Origin of the sequence: Stutzerimonas stutzeri (assembly GCF_000590475.1) — a bacterium.
In the GTDB taxonomy this organism is placed as follows: domain Bacteria; phylum Pseudomonadota; class Gammaproteobacteria; order Pseudomonadales; family Pseudomonadaceae; genus Stutzerimonas; species Stutzerimonas stutzeri_D.
In genome coordinates this window covers 3,900,200-3,915,070 of record NZ_CP007441.1, presented here as the reverse complement: position 1 = coordinate 3,915,070, position 14,871 = coordinate 3,900,200, and the positions used below count along the sequence as shown (strand labels likewise).

The 14,871-nt window shown below is 65.6% G+C and carries 12 protein-coding genes and 1 pseudogene; 1 reads left to right on the top strand and 12 read right to left on the bottom strand.

What is annotated here, in order from left to right:
* Positions 1–295: 295 nt before the first annotated feature.
* The 8 genes and pseudogenes from CH92_RS17805 to galB form a co-directional block, all read right to left on the bottom strand.
* Positions 296–1,132, bottom strand: a complete 837-nt coding sequence (locus tag CH92_RS17805) for an ABC transporter ATP-binding protein (RefSeq protein WP_025243115.1) — start codon at positions 1,130–1,132, stop codon at positions 296–298.
* The gene (locus CH92_RS17800; RefSeq protein ID WP_025243114.1) at positions 1,129–2,049 is read right to left on the bottom strand and encodes a FecCD family ABC transporter permease; all 921 of its coding nucleotides are present in this window, start codon (positions 2,047–2,049) and stop codon (positions 1,129–1,131) included. The genes CH92_RS17805 and CH92_RS17800 overlap by 4 nt, the downstream gene beginning before the upstream one ends.
* 1 nt (position 2,050) lies before the next feature.
* Positions 2,051–2,795: pseudogene (locus tag CH92_RS17795) on the bottom strand (FecCD family ABC transporter permease).
* On the bottom strand, positions 2,795–3,703 hold the full coding sequence (locus CH92_RS17790) for an ABC transporter substrate-binding protein (protein WP_025243113.1): 909 nt from the start codon (positions 3,701–3,703) through the stop codon (positions 2,795–2,797). The pseudogene CH92_RS17795 and the gene CH92_RS17790 overlap by 1 nt, the downstream one beginning before the upstream one ends.
* A 234-nt stretch (positions 3,704–3,937) precedes the next feature.
* The gene (locus CH92_RS17780) at positions 3,938–4,828 is read right to left on the bottom strand and encodes an NAD(P)-dependent oxidoreductase (RefSeq protein ID WP_025243111.1); all 891 of its coding nucleotides are present in this window, start codon (positions 4,826–4,828) and stop codon (positions 3,938–3,940) included.
* Positions 4,829–4,839: 11 nt separating this feature from the next.
* Positions 4,840–5,934, bottom strand: coding sequence for a 4-oxalomesaconate tautomerase (locus tag CH92_RS17775; protein WP_025243110.1), 1,095 nt, complete (start codon positions 5,932–5,934; stop codon positions 4,840–4,842).
* Between the two features lies 1 nt (position 5,935).
* Positions 5,936–6,652 carry a 4-carboxy-4-hydroxy-2-oxoadipate aldolase/oxaloacetate decarboxylase gene (locus CH92_RS17770; RefSeq protein WP_025243109.1) on the bottom strand — a complete coding sequence of 239 codons (717 nt, stop codon included), beginning with the start codon at positions 6,650–6,652 and terminating at the stop codon, positions 5,936–5,938.
* On the bottom strand, positions 6,649–7,386 hold the full coding sequence (galB, locus tag CH92_RS17765) for a 4-oxalmesaconate hydratase (RefSeq protein ID WP_025243108.1): 738 nt from the start codon (positions 7,384–7,386) through the stop codon (positions 6,649–6,651). The genes CH92_RS17770 and galB overlap by 4 nt, the downstream gene beginning before the upstream one ends.
* 157 nt (positions 7,387–7,543) lie before the next feature.
* On the opposite strand from galB, the gene CH92_RS17760 reads away from it, so the two are divergent.
* A complete protein-coding gene (locus tag CH92_RS17760) occupies positions 7,544–8,695 on the top strand; it encodes a LysR family transcriptional regulator (protein WP_025243107.1) in 1,152 nt (383 codons plus the stop codon).
* Between the two features lie 171 nt (positions 8,696–8,866).
* Here the strand turns inward: CH92_RS17760 and CH92_RS17755 are convergent, their stop codons facing one another.
* The 4 genes from CH92_RS17755 to CH92_RS17740 all read right to left on the bottom strand — a co-directional run bounded on the left by CH92_RS17755 (position 8,867) and on the right by CH92_RS17740 (position 14,428).
* The gene (locus CH92_RS17755) at positions 8,867–9,865 is read right to left on the bottom strand and encodes an MBL fold metallo-hydrolase (protein WP_025243106.1); all 999 of its coding nucleotides are present in this window, start codon (positions 9,863–9,865) and stop codon (positions 8,867–8,869) included.
* Positions 9,866–9,941: 76 nt separating this feature from the next.
* Positions 9,942–11,198: a gallate dioxygenase gene (locus tag CH92_RS17750; protein ID WP_025243105.1), complete on the bottom strand. Its 1,257-nt coding sequence runs from the start codon at positions 11,196–11,198 to the stop codon at positions 9,942–9,944.
* An 18-nt stretch (positions 11,199–11,216) separates the two neighbouring features.
* Positions 11,217–12,563 (bottom strand): MFS transporter, encoded by a 1,347-nt coding sequence (locus tag CH92_RS17745; RefSeq protein ID WP_025243104.1) that lies wholly within the window; start codon positions 12,561–12,563, stop codon positions 11,217–11,219.
* A 161-nt stretch (positions 12,564–12,724) separates the two neighbouring features.
* On the bottom strand, positions 12,725–14,428 hold the full coding sequence (locus tag CH92_RS17740; protein WP_025243103.1) for a tannase/feruloyl esterase family alpha/beta hydrolase: 1,704 nt from the start codon (positions 14,426–14,428) through the stop codon (positions 12,725–12,727).
* Between the last annotated feature and the right edge of the window lie 443 nt (positions 14,429–14,871).

Here is a 14,871-nt window from a genome sequence, read left to right as displayed (position 1 = left end):
TAGGCGAAATGCCATCAACCCTCTTGAACCCCTCTCGCCGGGCCTCGCGATCAGTTGCGAGTTCGCCGAATCGCCGTCAGACGCCGCTGCGTGAAGCCCAGAATGCCAGCGCGCCGGCCGGCCGAGGCGTATGTCCGCAAAACGGCCGATTGACGCCCTCCTGTTCGCCGCGCCAACTCTGCGAGTCGCTCAGGCGGTAAACAAGCTGATAATCGCCAAACTGTTCGAACAGCGAACGAAATCCGCGTCGCTGTTACAGAGATTCAGGCGATGAGCGGCAGGGCGCACCGAACCTTCAGGGCGCGGCCTTAGGCAGGCGCGTCACCCCGGCGATGATCGGCGAGCCATGTACCGGATCGCGCAGCAGCGTGCAGTGCACACCGTAGAGGGCGTGCACCAACTCTGGTGTGACCACTTCGTTGGGCACGCCCTCGGCGATCACCCGTCCGTTCTGCATGGCGACCAGGTGATCGGCGTAATGGCAGGCGCTGGCCAGGTCATGCACGACCATGACCACGGTCTTGCCGGCGGCGGCGAGCTGGCGGATGAGCTCGAACACCTCGATCTGATGGCCCAGGTCCAGCGCCGACGTCGGTTCGTCGAGCAGCAGCAGCGGGGTGTCCTGGGCAATGGCCATGGCGATCCAGGCGCGCTGGCGCTGGCCGCCGGACATCGACTGCAGCGGGCGGTCGGCCAGTTCGGTGAGGTTGGCGACCTGCAGCGCCGCCTCGACGATCGCCTGGTCGCGCTCGCTCCACTGGTGCAGCAGGCGCTGATGGGGCTGGCGACCGAAGCGGATCAGTTCGGCGACAGTCAGTCCGTCCGGCGCGCTGGCGTCCTGCGGCAGCAGCGCAAGTTGGCGCGCGACCTCCCGGGTTGGCAGACGATTGATCGCCTCGCCATTGAGCAGCACGGCGCCAGCGCTGGGCTTGTGCAGCCTCGCCAGTCCCGCCAGCAGCGTGGATTTGCCGCAGCCGTTGGGGCCGACGATGGCGGTGACCTGGCCGCTGGGCAGCTGCAGATCGAGGTCGCGCAGCACCGCGGTATCGCCATAGCCCATGCTCAGCTGGCGCGCTTCGAGACGGGACTCGGCGCGGGCACCGTCGATCAGGATGGAAGGAATTTCGCTCATGACAGCGTCCGGGAAGATTGGCGTAGGAGGATCCACAGCAGGTAAGGGCCGCCGATGATCGCCATGATGATGCCCACTGGGATCTCCACTGGCGCGAGCAGCGTGCGCCCGGCCCAATCGGCGATCAGCATCAGCAGGGCACCGGCCAGCGCCGAATTCAGGATCGGCACGCCCTGCTGGCGACACAGATAGCGCGCCGTCTCAGGCGCGACCAGGGCGGTCAGCCCGACCGGGCCGACGACTGCCACGGCCAGCGCGGTGAGCCAGACGGTCAGCGCCAGGCTTGCTACGCGCATGCGAGACAGATGGATGCCGAGGCCGGTGGCGACATTGTCGGAAAAGCGCATCGAGGCCAGCGGGTGACCCAGCAGCTTGGCCAGGGGCAAGCCGACGACGACGCCGATCGCGAGCAGCCAGACCGATTGCGCCGGCCGTGCATTGAGGCTGCCGACCGTCCATGGATAGGCGGCGTTGGCCGCATCGATGTCGGCGCGCGCCAGCAGCAGGTTATAGCCCCGCCCGCCGGCGCCCATGGCCAGGGCGAAGGTCAGCACCGCCGCAGTGGTAGCGCCGGACAGCGCCAGCATCGGTGGCGCCAGGCTGGTTGGCAAGGCGGTCGCCCCGTCATCGATGCCGATCACCCCGGGCGTCGCCAGGCGGTTGCGCGCCAGCGTCTGCAACAGGCAGCCGGCAGCCCCCAGCGCCGCGCGCCCATTGCCCAGCGAAGCCTGCAAGGCCTGCCAGGGCGTCAGCGCGGTGCCGGCGGCCATCAGCCAGAGCAGCGCGACCGCGAGCGCTACCGTCAGGCCAAGCCCGACCAGCAAGCCGCGGCGCTGCACCAGCAGACGGAAACCACCGATACGCACCAGCCAGTGCCCGGGTGGCGCTTGTAGCGGGGAGGGGGTGATGGTGTTCATGTCACAGCGTCGGCAAGCGATGGCTGCGCACCACCGCGATCAGAATCGGCGCGCCGACGAATGCGGTGACCACGCCCACCGGCAGTTCGTAGGGGCGGACCAGGAGGCGCGACAGGACGTCGGCCAGCAGTACGACGCAGGGCCCGAGTACGACCGACAGCGCCAGCGTGCGGCGCACGTCGCTGCCCACCAGACGGCGCGCGAGAAAGGGCACGACCAGGCCGAAGAAGCCGATCGGGGTGGCCCAGGCCGCTGGCGACCCGCTCACCGAGTGCCAGCGCCGCCAGCGGCCGAATCAGCGGCAGCGGGATCGAGCAACGCCCGACCAACCGCGCTTCGACCAGCAGTACCAGCACGCAACCGATCATCGCCCCGGCCACGGAAACCATCAGACTCAGGCTGCCGGCACTCGCGCCGAGGCTGATCGCCAGCACCACGGCGAACGACGCGCCTGCGCTCACGCCGAGCAGCCCGGGCTCGGCCAGCGGGTTGCGCGTGACCGTCTGCAAGAGCAGGCCCGCGGCACCGAGGGCCACCCCCACCAGCAAGCCGAGTTCGGTGCGCAGCCCGCGCAGTTCGAACACCACGAAGCGGGCGTCGTCGTCACCGCCGCCCAGCAGCGCCGCCAGGCTCGGCCCGACGCCGAGATCACCGGCGCCAAGCAGCAGGCTGATCAGGCACATCAGCAACAGCAACGGCGCTGCGAAGAGCAGCGCCGTTGGCAGGGATAGACGAGCCATGCGCATCAGTCAGCCAGGGCTCGCTCCACGTCGTCGAGCACGTGCTGTGCGGCCAGATAGCCGGAGCTGCTGCTCCAGATCTGCCCGTCGACGCTGACCACGTGGTCGTTCTTGACCGCCTCGAGGCGCTTGAACGCCGGTTGCTCGCGTGCCTCGTCCAGCGCCTTGCTCCCGTCGGGGTTCAGCGTGGCGAGGAATATCCAGTCGCCGTCGGCCTTGCCGAGGTTTTCCAGGCTGAGGATGTCGGTGTGCGGGCGTTCGGTTTCGGTCGCCAGGGTGTTGGGTTTGAAGCCGAGCGCCTCGAGCAGCTGGCCGACGAATAGCCGGCTGGACATCAGGAACGGGCCTTGCGGGTTCCAGCGCACCACGCTGACCTGCTGGTCGGCCGGCAGCTGCTTGCGCAGGGCGACCACGCGCGCATCGATCTCGCCGATGCGCTCATCGGCCTTTGCCGCCTCGCCGAGCGCCTGCGCATAGACGCCGAACAGCGTGCGCCAGTCCTGGAACGAGCCGCCCTTGGGCACGATGGTCGGTGCGATCAGGCTGAGCTTGTCGTACTGCGCGCGCGGCAGTTCGGTGGACGCAAGAATCAGGTCCGGCTGCAGGCTCAGCACGGCCTCAAGGTTCGGCTCGCGGACGGTACCGACCAGGGCGATGTCGCCAGCCTTGGCCTTGAGGTAGTCGGGCACGTCGCTGCCGCCGCGGCTGGCCAGCGTACCGACCGGTTGCAGGCCGAGCGACAGGGCTGCATCGAGCGCGTTGTCGCCGAGCGCCACGACGCGCTGCGGGTGGCCCTCGAGCTGGACCGGCCCGTAGGCGCTGTCAATGGTGCGTGTTTCGGCCAACACCGTTGTGCTGAGCAGGACGCCGAGGACCAGCGCGGCCAGCTGGCGGAACGGTTTGAGATGCGGCATTGGGGGCTCCTGGGTGCGTTTGAGAAACAGGCTGCGGCCGCGCCGGCCGCCGGGGGCATCATAGATACGCCGCCCGTTAACGAAAATCTCTCGCATTTACGAGATTTTTACATTCAAGAATGCATGTTGCAAGAACCGCTGCTCAGGGGCTATCCAGGTACTGCCATGGGCACCGACGACAACGCCGCCTCGGTTGAGCCAGGGCGGCGTTTGGATGACGAGCAACGGCGTGAATCAGTGTTGGCGTAGCCGGTCGGCCAGGCGCTGCCAGTCGAAGGGGGCGAGATCGTCGTAGCGCAGGCCGAGTGCGGCGATGGCGTCGACCAGGCCGCGCTGGGTCTGCACGATTGCCTCGCTCATATGCGGCTCGACGCCGGCGGCCCGTACCGTCTCGGCGACCTCTTCCATCTCTTCGGCACGGCGACGGCCATGTTCGGCGACGCGGCTGATGAGGTAGCTAGGCAGCTCGCCGTCCCACCCCATCGACGGAAAGCTCTTGTGCAGCGAAGCCAGCACTTCGGCCTCGGCGCCATAGTGCCTCGCCGTGTTCAGGCATTCGGTGGTCAGTGCTTCGAGACCCTTGATCATTACGCTGCGGCACATCTTGATCGCCGAAGCGACGCCGATCTGTTCTGCCACGACACGTGTCGCGAAGCCGAGCGCGTTGAGCGTCGCTGAGAGTTCGACCGCCTCCTGGCCGCCGAGCAGGATCGGTGTCTGCAGCCGTTTGGGCGGTACCGGCGCCATCACTGCGGCGTCGACATAACCGGCGCCGCTCGGCTCGAGCGCCGCGCTGGCCGCCTGCTTGGTGGCGGGCGCGACCGAGTTGATGTCCATGAACAGCTGCCCGGCCTGCATGGCGGTCGCGGCCGTCTTCGCCACGTCCAGCGCACTGCCGGCGGTAACCGCCGAGATCACCAGCGGCACCGACTGCACCGCACTGGCAGTGCTGTCGCACAGGCGCACGCCGAGGCGTTCGGCCTTGGCTACCAATTCGCCGCGGCGATCGGGCTCGTCCAGCAGGCGATCATAGACCTGCACGGTGATGCCCTGGGCGGCGAGGTCTTCGGCCAGGATGCCGCCCGCTTCGCCGAAGCCGATCAGGCCGATGCTGTCGAGTTTCATGTCGATGCCTCCTATGAGCCCGATGGGTGGTCGCCCGACCAGACCACTCCGGGAATGCAGACGAAACCGTCGAACAGCAGACGCGCCGTGCGCACCAGCCCACAGCCGGCCAGCTGACCGTCCTGCAGGCGCAATTCGACGCTGAACTCACCGGTGGGATGCTCCACCGACAGGCGACGCACGTCGCCGGCACCAGTATTGGCCAGTTTTGTAGCGACCGAGCCTTCGACCAGACAGGCGCTGGCCGCGCTGACCGCCCCGAACACGCCAATAGACGTATGGCAGCGATGCGGGATGAAAGTGCGCGTGCTCAGCGCACCGCCTTCGCGCGGCGGCGCGATCAAACACATCTTCGGCACGGTGCGCTGGCTGACGTCGCCGAGGTTCATCAAGGCGCCGGCCTGCAGGCGGATCGCTTCCAGACGGGCCTTGAGCGGCTCGTTGGCGTTCAGCTCGCCGGGCGTTTCGTAGCCGCTGACGCCGAGATCCTCGGCACGCAGCAGGATTACCGGCATGCCATTGTCGATACAGGTCACCGCGATGCCGTCGAAGGTGTCGCGCGGATTGCCGGTCGGCAGCAGGGCGCCGCAACTGGAGCCGGCGACGTCCTCGAATTGGATCACTTGCGGTGCCGCCGCGCCGGGCACGCCGTCGATGCGGGTATCGCCGTCGTAGCGCACCTGGCCGTCGGGCGTTGCAACATGGGCGACGGCGATCTGGCCGGTGTTCTCCATGAAGATGCGCACCGGCGTCTCGTCGCCGCGCACCGGGACCAGGCCTCGCTCGATGGCGAACGGGCCTACGCCGGCGAGAATGTTGCCGCAGTTCTGTCCGTAGTCCACGCGTGGCTCGCTGACCACCACCTGAGCGAACAGGTAGTCGACATCCGCATCGTCACGCGTGGACGGGCGCACGATCGCGACCTTGCTGGTCAGCGAATCGGCACCGCCAATGCCGTCGATCTGACGCGCGTCCGGCGAGCCCATGACGGCGAGCAGGACCTGATCGCGAAGCGTGGTGTCAGCTGGCAGATCGTCGGCGAGGAAGTAGGCACCCTTGGAGGTGCCTCCCCGCATCTGCAGGCATGGGATGCGGGTCTGGCGCATATCAGCCTTCCAGGTCTTCGAGGCGATCCACGTAGCGCAGGCCCTTCTCGGCAAGGCGTGGACGCATGTTATAGATGTCGAGCCCCAGCTCACCCTTGGACAACCGCACCCGCTTGGCCTCTTCGGCGTCAGCGCGCTTGCGCGTGGCCTCGAGCACTTGAGTCACCTCGTCGCGACGCACGATGACCACGCCATCGTCGTCGGCCACCACCACGTCACCGGGGTTGACCAGTTGCCCGCCGCAGATCAGCGGCAGGTTCACCGAACCGAGGGTTTCCTTGACCGTGCCCTGGGCGTTGACCGCTTTGGACCAGACCGGGAAGCCCATTTCGCGCAGAGTATGAGTGTCGCGGACACCGGCGTCGATCACCAGGGCGCGCACGGCGCGGGCCTTGAGCGATGTGGCCAGGAGGTCGCCGAAATACCCATCGGTGCAGGGCGAGCTGGGCGCGACGATCAGCAGATCGCCAGGGCGGCACTGCTCGACCGCGACATGGAACATCCAGTTGTCACCTGGCGCTACCAGCACGGTGATGGCCGAGCCGGCCAGCGATACGCCTTGCTGAATAGGACGGATGTTAGACGCCAGCAGCCCTTTGCGGCCCTGGGCTTCGTGCACAGTGGCGACACCATGGCGGCCCAGTTCGTTGATCAGCTCGCGGTCGGCACGCTCGATGTTACGCACGACGATGCCGGTCTTGCCGACGAGGCCGCTCATGCCAGGCTCTCCGTGACGACGCGTGGGAACACGCTCTGGAAGCCTTCGGCGTAGATGATGTTCTTGCTCGCGGTGATGCCGATGTTGCGCTTGGCCTGGACGCCGCGCTGCAGGGCTACGCGGGTGTAGTACTCCCACAGGTGCTCCTGGCCGGCCATGCACTGGATGGCGGCGTACTTCTTGTCCCAGACCTCGGTAATGTCGAGGAAGGTGTCCGGGCGCCACTCGCACTGCTCGGGCTGGTGCGGCTCGAAGGCATACACCGGTGGCGCGCCGACGATCTTCTCGCCCGGCTTATAGCCTTCGGCCTGGGCGATGATGCGCGCCTCCTGGGTCAGGTTCATCGCCAGTGGATGGTCGTAGTTGTAAGGGTCCTTGATCGAGTGGCTCAAGACGAATTCCGGCTGCACGCGGCGGAAAACGTCGGCCAGGCGGAACAGGGTGTCCTTGTCGGCGCGCATCGGGTAGTCGCCGATGTCGAAGAATTCAACGCTGGCACCCAACACTTCGGCAGCGGCTTCGGCCTCGCTGCGGCGGGCGGTCTTGACCTTTTCTTCGGTCATCTCGCCTTTGCGCCAGAGCTTGGCGGACTCGCCACGCTCGCCAAATGACAGGCAAACAATATGCACGGCGTAGCCGAGCTTGACGTGCTGGGCGATGGCGCCGCCTGCGCGCCATACGAAGTCGGCGGAATGGGCACTGACGACGAGGGCGGTTTTTTGTTGTTGCGACATGGTATGTGGCTCCTCTTGCGATGCGAAGAGGATGGCACCGCGGCGCCTGTCGGTTGAAATGCAATCGACGGCTCGCGCCATACCTTTTATTTATTGCCCCACCGCCATGTCGGCGGCATAGTGGCGCCGTCCGCCGCCCCGAGGAGCTTCGAGCGCTATGAGCCGCGATCTTCCGAACCTGATGCAGGTGCGCGCCTTCGTTCGTGTAGCGGATCAGGGCAGCGTTTCCCGTGCCTCGTCGATGCTCTATCGCGCCCAGTCGGTGGTAACGCGAGCCATCGCCGATCTGGAAACGCGGTTGGACGTGGCGCTGTTCGAGCGCCACGCCAACGGTATGCGTTTGACCGATCCGGGCGCTCGGGTGCTGCCCCGTGCGCAACGCGTGCTGGCCGAGCTGGAAAGTGTCCCGCTTCTGCTCGGGCGCGATCCCGGTCAGACCACCGAGCCGCTGTATCTGTATCAGGCGCGGCGCCTGCAGCTATTCGTCAAACTCTGCGAAACCCACCATATGCAGACGGTCGCCAATCTGTTCGGGCTCAGCCAGCCGGCCGTCAGCGCGGCGCTCAAGGTGCTGGAGGACGGGTGCGGCGAGCGGCTGTTCGAGCGCACACCGCGCGGGCTGCAACCGACCCAGGGCGCGCTGCACGGCGCCATCCACGTTGGCGCCTTGCCGCTCGGACGCACACGCATCCTGCCTGAAGCCATCGTGCGGCTGACCGCAGCGCACCCCGGCGTGCAGGTGATGACCAACGAAAGTCCATTCGATCTGCTGGCCACCGAGCTGCGCGCCGGGGATCTGGACTTTGTCTTCGGCGCGCTGCGCCCGGCCGAATACGCCAGTGACTTGCACGGCGAGCAGCTGCTCATTGAGGAAATGGTGGTGCTGGCGCGGCGCGGACATGCCCTCGGAGCCAAGCGCCTGACGCCGCAGGATCTGGCGCAGGCGCGCTGGGTGCTGCCGCGCGCCTCGACGCCAGCGCGCGCCAAGCTCGACGCCAGCTTTGCCGAACTCGGCATCGCCCCGCCGAGACCGATCGTCGAAACCGGCGACCTGGCGCTGATTCGCGGGCTGTTGTTGCAGTCGGACATGCTGGCCGCGGTTTCGGCACATCAGCTGGAACATGAGATCGACTCGGGCGAACTGCAGCCGCTGCCCTTGCCGTTGCGCCATACCACCCGACCGATCGGTCTGATCTACCGGGCCGGCGGCCTGCATTCACCACCGGCGGCGGCGCTGATGGAACAGATCCGCGAGGTCATTCGGGACATCCAGAAGCGCCAGCCGCCGGGCACCGGGCCATTGGCCTAAGGTGGCAGAGCAAGGATCGACGATTCGCGAGCAGGCTCGCGCCTGTCAGATCGCCTACTTGTCGGCTGGGTTGGGAGTCCACTTGCTGGCGAAGCGATGGGGCGACACGCGCTGCCCGGCACCGGTTTGATTGTTTTTACCGTTGGGGCCGGGAGCGTCTGGCGGGCGTGCTTATGCGCCGCTGTCCGGGGTATGCACGGTGACCGTGTCGCCGATATCGATGCGCATGAGGTCGGTGCCGACCTTCAGCGGGCCCGACCAGAGCTGCTCGGTGCGCGACTGCAGGTGCGCGTCGTCGTTGGCGGCGTTGCGCGGGCCCGGCCGCGAGATGTGCGAGTACACCGCGAGCTTCGGCTTGGCTTCACTGAACAGACGGCCGGCCTCTTCCGGTGAGGTGTGATGACCGAGGATCGGCTTGGCCCAGGCGTCATTGGCCGACTCCGGCGCGATGATGCAAACCTCGTGAACCAGCAGGTCGACGCCGCGCGCCGCCTCGAGCACGCGCCGGTCATAGCGGGTATCGCCTGACAGCACCACGCTGTGCCCGGCGTGGTCGATGCGAAAGCCGTACGACGGCTTGATCGCCTCGCCGTGGTCGACTTCGAACGCGGTCACGCGCACCCCGTTGCGTTCGAACACCACGCCGTCGTGGCTGAAGGTATGGGTTTCGATCTTGGCGATGTCTCGGCTGATCTCGCCGTCTTTAACGCGGATGTCGACGTCGGGCGCGAACATGGCGTACATCGCGTCGGCGATCGGCTCGATGCCGGTCGGTCCGTAGAGTTGGAACGGCGTGGTGCGACGGTTCTGCGGGGTCGGCAACAGGCTGGTCGCCCAGAGGTCGGCCAGGCCGTTGAGGTGATCGGAATGGAAGTGGGTGATGAAGGTGGCGTCCACCTTGCCCAGCGGAACGCCAAGCTGTGACAGCCGGATACTCGAGCCGCGGCCGGCGTCGAATACCAAGTTCAGGCCGCCAGCCTGGATCAGGGTGGAGTAGCCGAACCGGTCGGCGCTCAGCGTCGGGGTGCCGGTGCCTAGCAGGGTGACGCTGATGGCGGGCTTGGCCGCAGCGTCGGGCGTGGCCGCGGCGCTCTGATCGGCTTTCGGAACCTGCGCGCAGGCAGCGAGGCCGGCGGCGAACAGCGGGAACAACCAGGCACGTGGCGTCATTGTTAGTCTCTTTTTTGTAGTTGTTGTGGTCCGGCACGGGTGGAGCGAGCGGGCGACATGGGCCGCCCGCGTGGGGTCAGCTCTTGCGCGCGACCCCGTATGTGACCTGCTGGTTGCGGGTCTTCTGGAACTCTTCGAGCGTCTGTCCGCGCATGGCCGAATAGATGTGCAGGTTGGAAACCCCCACCACGGCGCCGAGCTTTTCCAGCCCGAAGAAGATCGCGCCGTACTGGATCAGCGCGCGCCAGTCGCGGCGGCGCAGCATGTCGCGCTCTTCCTCGGTCAGCGCGGATTCTTCGAACAGGGCTTCGGGCTCGCTGAGAAAGCGCTCGCGCCAGGTTGGCTCGATCATCCGCCGCAGGAACTTGTTCAGCCGGTAGCCCTTGGCGCTGCGGGCAAGGTCGAACGGGTAAGTACCCTCGAGCTTCTCCACGCCGTCCAGCTGATGCTGCATGTGCGCGCGGTGGCGTTCGATGGCCGCGACCGGCAGCGGCTGGTCCTGGTTTTCCAGCAGCAGTGTGCAGATGGCTGTCATCGACGGCAGGTAGTAACCGTGGTGCACCTTGTTGACCTGCGCCGAGAGCGCGCCGCGCATGATCAGCCAGGTGATCACTTCGGCGCCTTCCAGCCCGCCAAGGGTGGCGTATTCAGCAATGGTCATCTCGGTCAGCTTGACCGGGTCGTTCACCAGTAGGTCGGTGAACTGCTCGTCCCAGTCGGTGTTGTTGAAGCCGCAGCGCTCGCCATGCACCTGGTGCGACTGGCCGCCAGTGGCGACGATCGCCACTTTCAGATCTTCGGGGTAGCTTTCGATGGCCTTGCGTAGCGCCAGGCCAAGCTTGTAGCAACGCGCCGCACTGGGGATCGGGAATTGCAGCACACCGACCTGCAGCGGGACGATTTCCACCGGCCAGCCGCCGTCATGCGGCAGCAGCGCTGACATCGGCGAGAAGAAGCCGTGGTCCAGCGGCTTGTCGCGGAAGAAACTCATGTCAAATTCGTCGGCCATCAGGCTCTCACCGATATGCCGCGACAGCGCAGCATGCCCGCCGACGCCCGGCAGGTCACGGGCGTGGCCGCCTTCGTCAGCGACGTCGTAATGTTCATCGACACCCAGCGAGAACGCGCCGTAGTGGTCGAAGAAGAACGAGGTGACGTGGTCGTTGAAGATGTAGAACAGCACGTCGGGCTTCTTCTCGCCGAGCCATTGCTTGATCGGCTCGAAGCTCTCGAAGATCGGCGCCCAGGCCGCCTCGGTCTGTTTGTCGTGATCCACCGCGAAACCGATGGTCGGAGTATGCGATACGGCGAGGCCGCCGATGATGCGTGCCATGTGTCAGTCCTTTTAGTGTCAGTGCGCCGCAACGGCGCGGTTGGCGTGGCGAGCGGCATGGCCGTTGGCGAGGATCGCCAGGGCCGCGATGAATGCAGGCACGCCCAGGAGGGCGAAGAGTGTCGGCAGGCCAAGGCCCATGCTAAGCACCACTCCGCCCACCAGGGAGCCGAAGATGGCGCCAAAGCGACCGATGCCGAGCATCCAACTCACACCCGTGGCGCGGAATTCAGTCGGATAGTAATTCGGGGCGAAAGCATTGAGGCCGGTTTGTGCGCCGCTCATGCAGAAGCCGGCAGCGATCACGCCGAGCGTCAGCAGGCTGGATTCGAGGCTGAACGCGCCGAGCAGCAGGATGCAGGCTCCGCCCAGGGCATAGGAGCCGGCAATCACCCGGTTGGGGTTGCGGCGGTCCATTAGCCAGCCGACCACCAGCGCACCGACGGTGCCGCCGATCTGGAACAGCCCGGTGATGGTCGCGGCGCGCTCGATGGATACGCCGCCATCGCGCAGCAGCGTTGGCAGCCAGCCCATCATCAGATAGATGACCAGCAAGCCCATGAAATAGGTCAGCCACAGGGCCAGGGTACCGAAGCGGTACTTGTCGCTGAACAGCATGCGTACCGGCGTCTTGGTCGGTTCGCTGGAATCGCTGGAGTCGCTGGTGACGAAACGGGTGCTGCCATCGAAGCGCCCACCGATTTTGTTCAGCACTGCGGCAATCCTGTGCGCGGGTGCCTTGCTAGCGGCGAGGAAGCGGGCAGACTCGGGGAGGAACAGCCAGAGGAAGGGAAGCAGCAGCAGGGGCAGCACGCCGCCAGCGGCCAGCACCGATTCCCAGCCATGGGTGGGCAGCAACCAGGCCGCGAGGAAGCCGCCGCCGCCCGAGCCGAGGTTGAATCCGGTAAACATCAGGGTGATCAGCAGGGCGCGCTTTCCCGCCGGAAGATATTCCGACACCAGCGTGGTGGTATTGGGCAGCGCGGCGCCCAGCGCGATTCCGATGACCAGGCGCAGGCCGGCCAGCTCATATGGATTGCGGGCAAAGGCGCAGGCCAGGCTCAAGGCGCTGAAGACGGTGACGGCGGTGAGCAGGACGGTCTTGCGACCGAAACGGTCGGCGTAAGGGCCGGCCGCCAGCGCACCGATCGCCAGGCCGACCATGCCGGCACTCATGACCGGCCCGAAGGCGGCCCGTGACAGATCCCATTCCTGCATCAGCGAAGGGGCGATGAATCCCATAACTGCAACATCGAAGCCATCGAATACGACGATCAGAAAGCACAGCCCCAGAATCAGCCACTGGTAGCCGGAGATAGGCCGATCATCGATCCACGTCTTGATATCGACTGTGGCATTACCCATAGCGCTCACCTTTTGTTTTTGTAGACGAGAGGGAGACCGGTAACGAACCGGTCTCCCTCGTATTCGGGTGGTCCGACTTTAAGCGCACCCAGGTGAATAAGCGTCTGGTAAATCGTTAACCGGATATCTGTTTTATTTATCCAGCCGGCTGCTAGCTGGGGTTAGAGCTCGCGCGGCGGATAAGGCGTATAGAAATCCGAGCCTCGCCAGCTGGGCGTCGGCGCGTTGGTCAGAGGCGCGCCGCGCTTGTAGTGTCCGCCGTTGTCCGAGTGACCGCGGCCGATGTACCGAGCGACGTAAGGGTATGGATAGACGGGGCGACCCTCGACGGCCTGTACCGGCTTACCATGCGCTTTCCCTTTGGACTTGGCTTGCGTGGCGACGGTCGTGCTTTCTTCCTCTTCCGCGCGCACCATGATTTCGTCTGGTGCCTGTCCGGTTTCGACCCAGCGCATGACCGGGGTCAGCAGATCCATCTCGCTCGGCCCTTCGCCACCACTGCAGTGGTACATCCCGGGTACCAGATACAAGCGCTCGAACCGATTGACCTGGCGCTGGCCCATGTAGCGCTGGAGCGCTTCGTGGTAAGCAATGGTGTTAATGGGGGAGATGTGATTGTCCGACCAGCCGTGCCAGAGGATCAGCTTGCCACCCTGACGGGCAAAGGCCGACAGGTCGGGGTTTGTCGAGTCGAACAGCGGGTGGCGAGCGCGTAGGCGGTCGAAGGTCTCGGCGGTAAAGGTCAGCTGGTCCAGGGTGAAGTCCGGTTGTGCCGGTTGTTCGAAGGTCAAATAGCGCAGCGCATCGAGGGCGATGGTTTCGCTGAACAATTGTCCATCGGCCGTCTCCGGTACGAATACGCCTGCCCAGGCCAGTTCCGATCCCGGTTGTGGGCCGCCGACGGCCAGCCGCTCTCCCGTCTCGACATCAACAGGGCCCGAGTAGATCTTCTGGACGGTCTGGACTTCTGCGGCGGTCAGGCACTGGCTTGTGCTTTCATCATCCGCACATTGAATGGTGGCGGGATCGAACTGACAGGCTCTGGGGTCGGTGAGCAGTCCATCAAGCTGACCATCGAGCCCGTCGCATTGAGCCAGCACGGCCTGATGCAGCAGCGGCAGACGGGAGGCAACAAGGACGGCTTGCCCATTCGGGCCCTTGTTGACCTGAGCCTGCCAGCCGTGAAGCAGGGAGTTCTGTACCTGGAAGTTCATGGCGGGTGCGCCAGCAACGATGCCATCGAAGTCATCCGGATACCGCTGCGCTTCGACCAACGCTTCGCGCCCGCCATCCGAGCAGCCGCTGAAGTAGGAGTGTGCCGGTTGCTGTCCGTAGAACGCTTCGATCAGAGCCTTCGAGGCCAGAGCCGTCAGGTGTACCCCGCGGTGGGCGAAGTCGGCGCGCTTCTGCGGATCCGTGCCGAAAGCGCCACCGCTATCCTGGTGGCCCATGTCTGTGCTGGCGACTACGAAACGGTCTGCCTCAAGCGGAACGCAGCCCTCGGCGGCCGGGGCATTGAGGGAAATGCGCCCGCATAGCCCGCCGCAGCCGACCTGTAGGTATCGCTGGGTCCAGGTCTGTGTAGGAAGCTCCACCTTGAACCCGATGCTGGGCGCCAGCACCCCTTCAACCGCGCAGATGGCAACGCCGCTATCGGTCACTTGCTGCTGAGCCGTGACCACGCGACTGCCGGCTCCGCCGATCGTCGTGAGATCAATAGCAGACAGCGACGAGCAGCTACCGGTCGGTTGGACAACGGGGAGCCGCGCCAGCTCGTCGCGTTTGCCATGCGACTGGCCTCCACCGGCAAGCGCGGTACTTGCCAGGGCAGTCAGCAACAGGCTTGCTGCCAAAGGTATTTTCATCATGGGGTTGCACCTCTTGTTTTTGTGGGGGTGCTCTGGAATTTAGGCGAGACGAGGTGCGACGCCGCAGGGAAATTATTATCCGGCTATCTGTTCTGTTTATCAGGTACTCGTCGGTCTGTTCGTGCGCGATGGCGTTGGTGGTGGCGAGGGTCGTCACGCGTAGCCTGGATCAGCGAAAGCCCTTCGCTGGACGATGGCCAAAGGGTCGCTCTATTGGAACTCGCAGTGATGACGATGCGCCCCAAGCCGTGGTTACGGTAGCGGTGGATCATCCAAAAGCATTATCTATAGAAGCGTCACGGGCCAGATTGCGCTCACCTAGGTTCGACCGAGTCTGGTGGCGCCGGGAATAGCTCGCCAGGCTGGTCGTAACCGTACCCTAAGCGGTCGGCGTAACCGAGACGTCTAACCTAAGCGTCCTCCAGCGAATGACGCGGAGA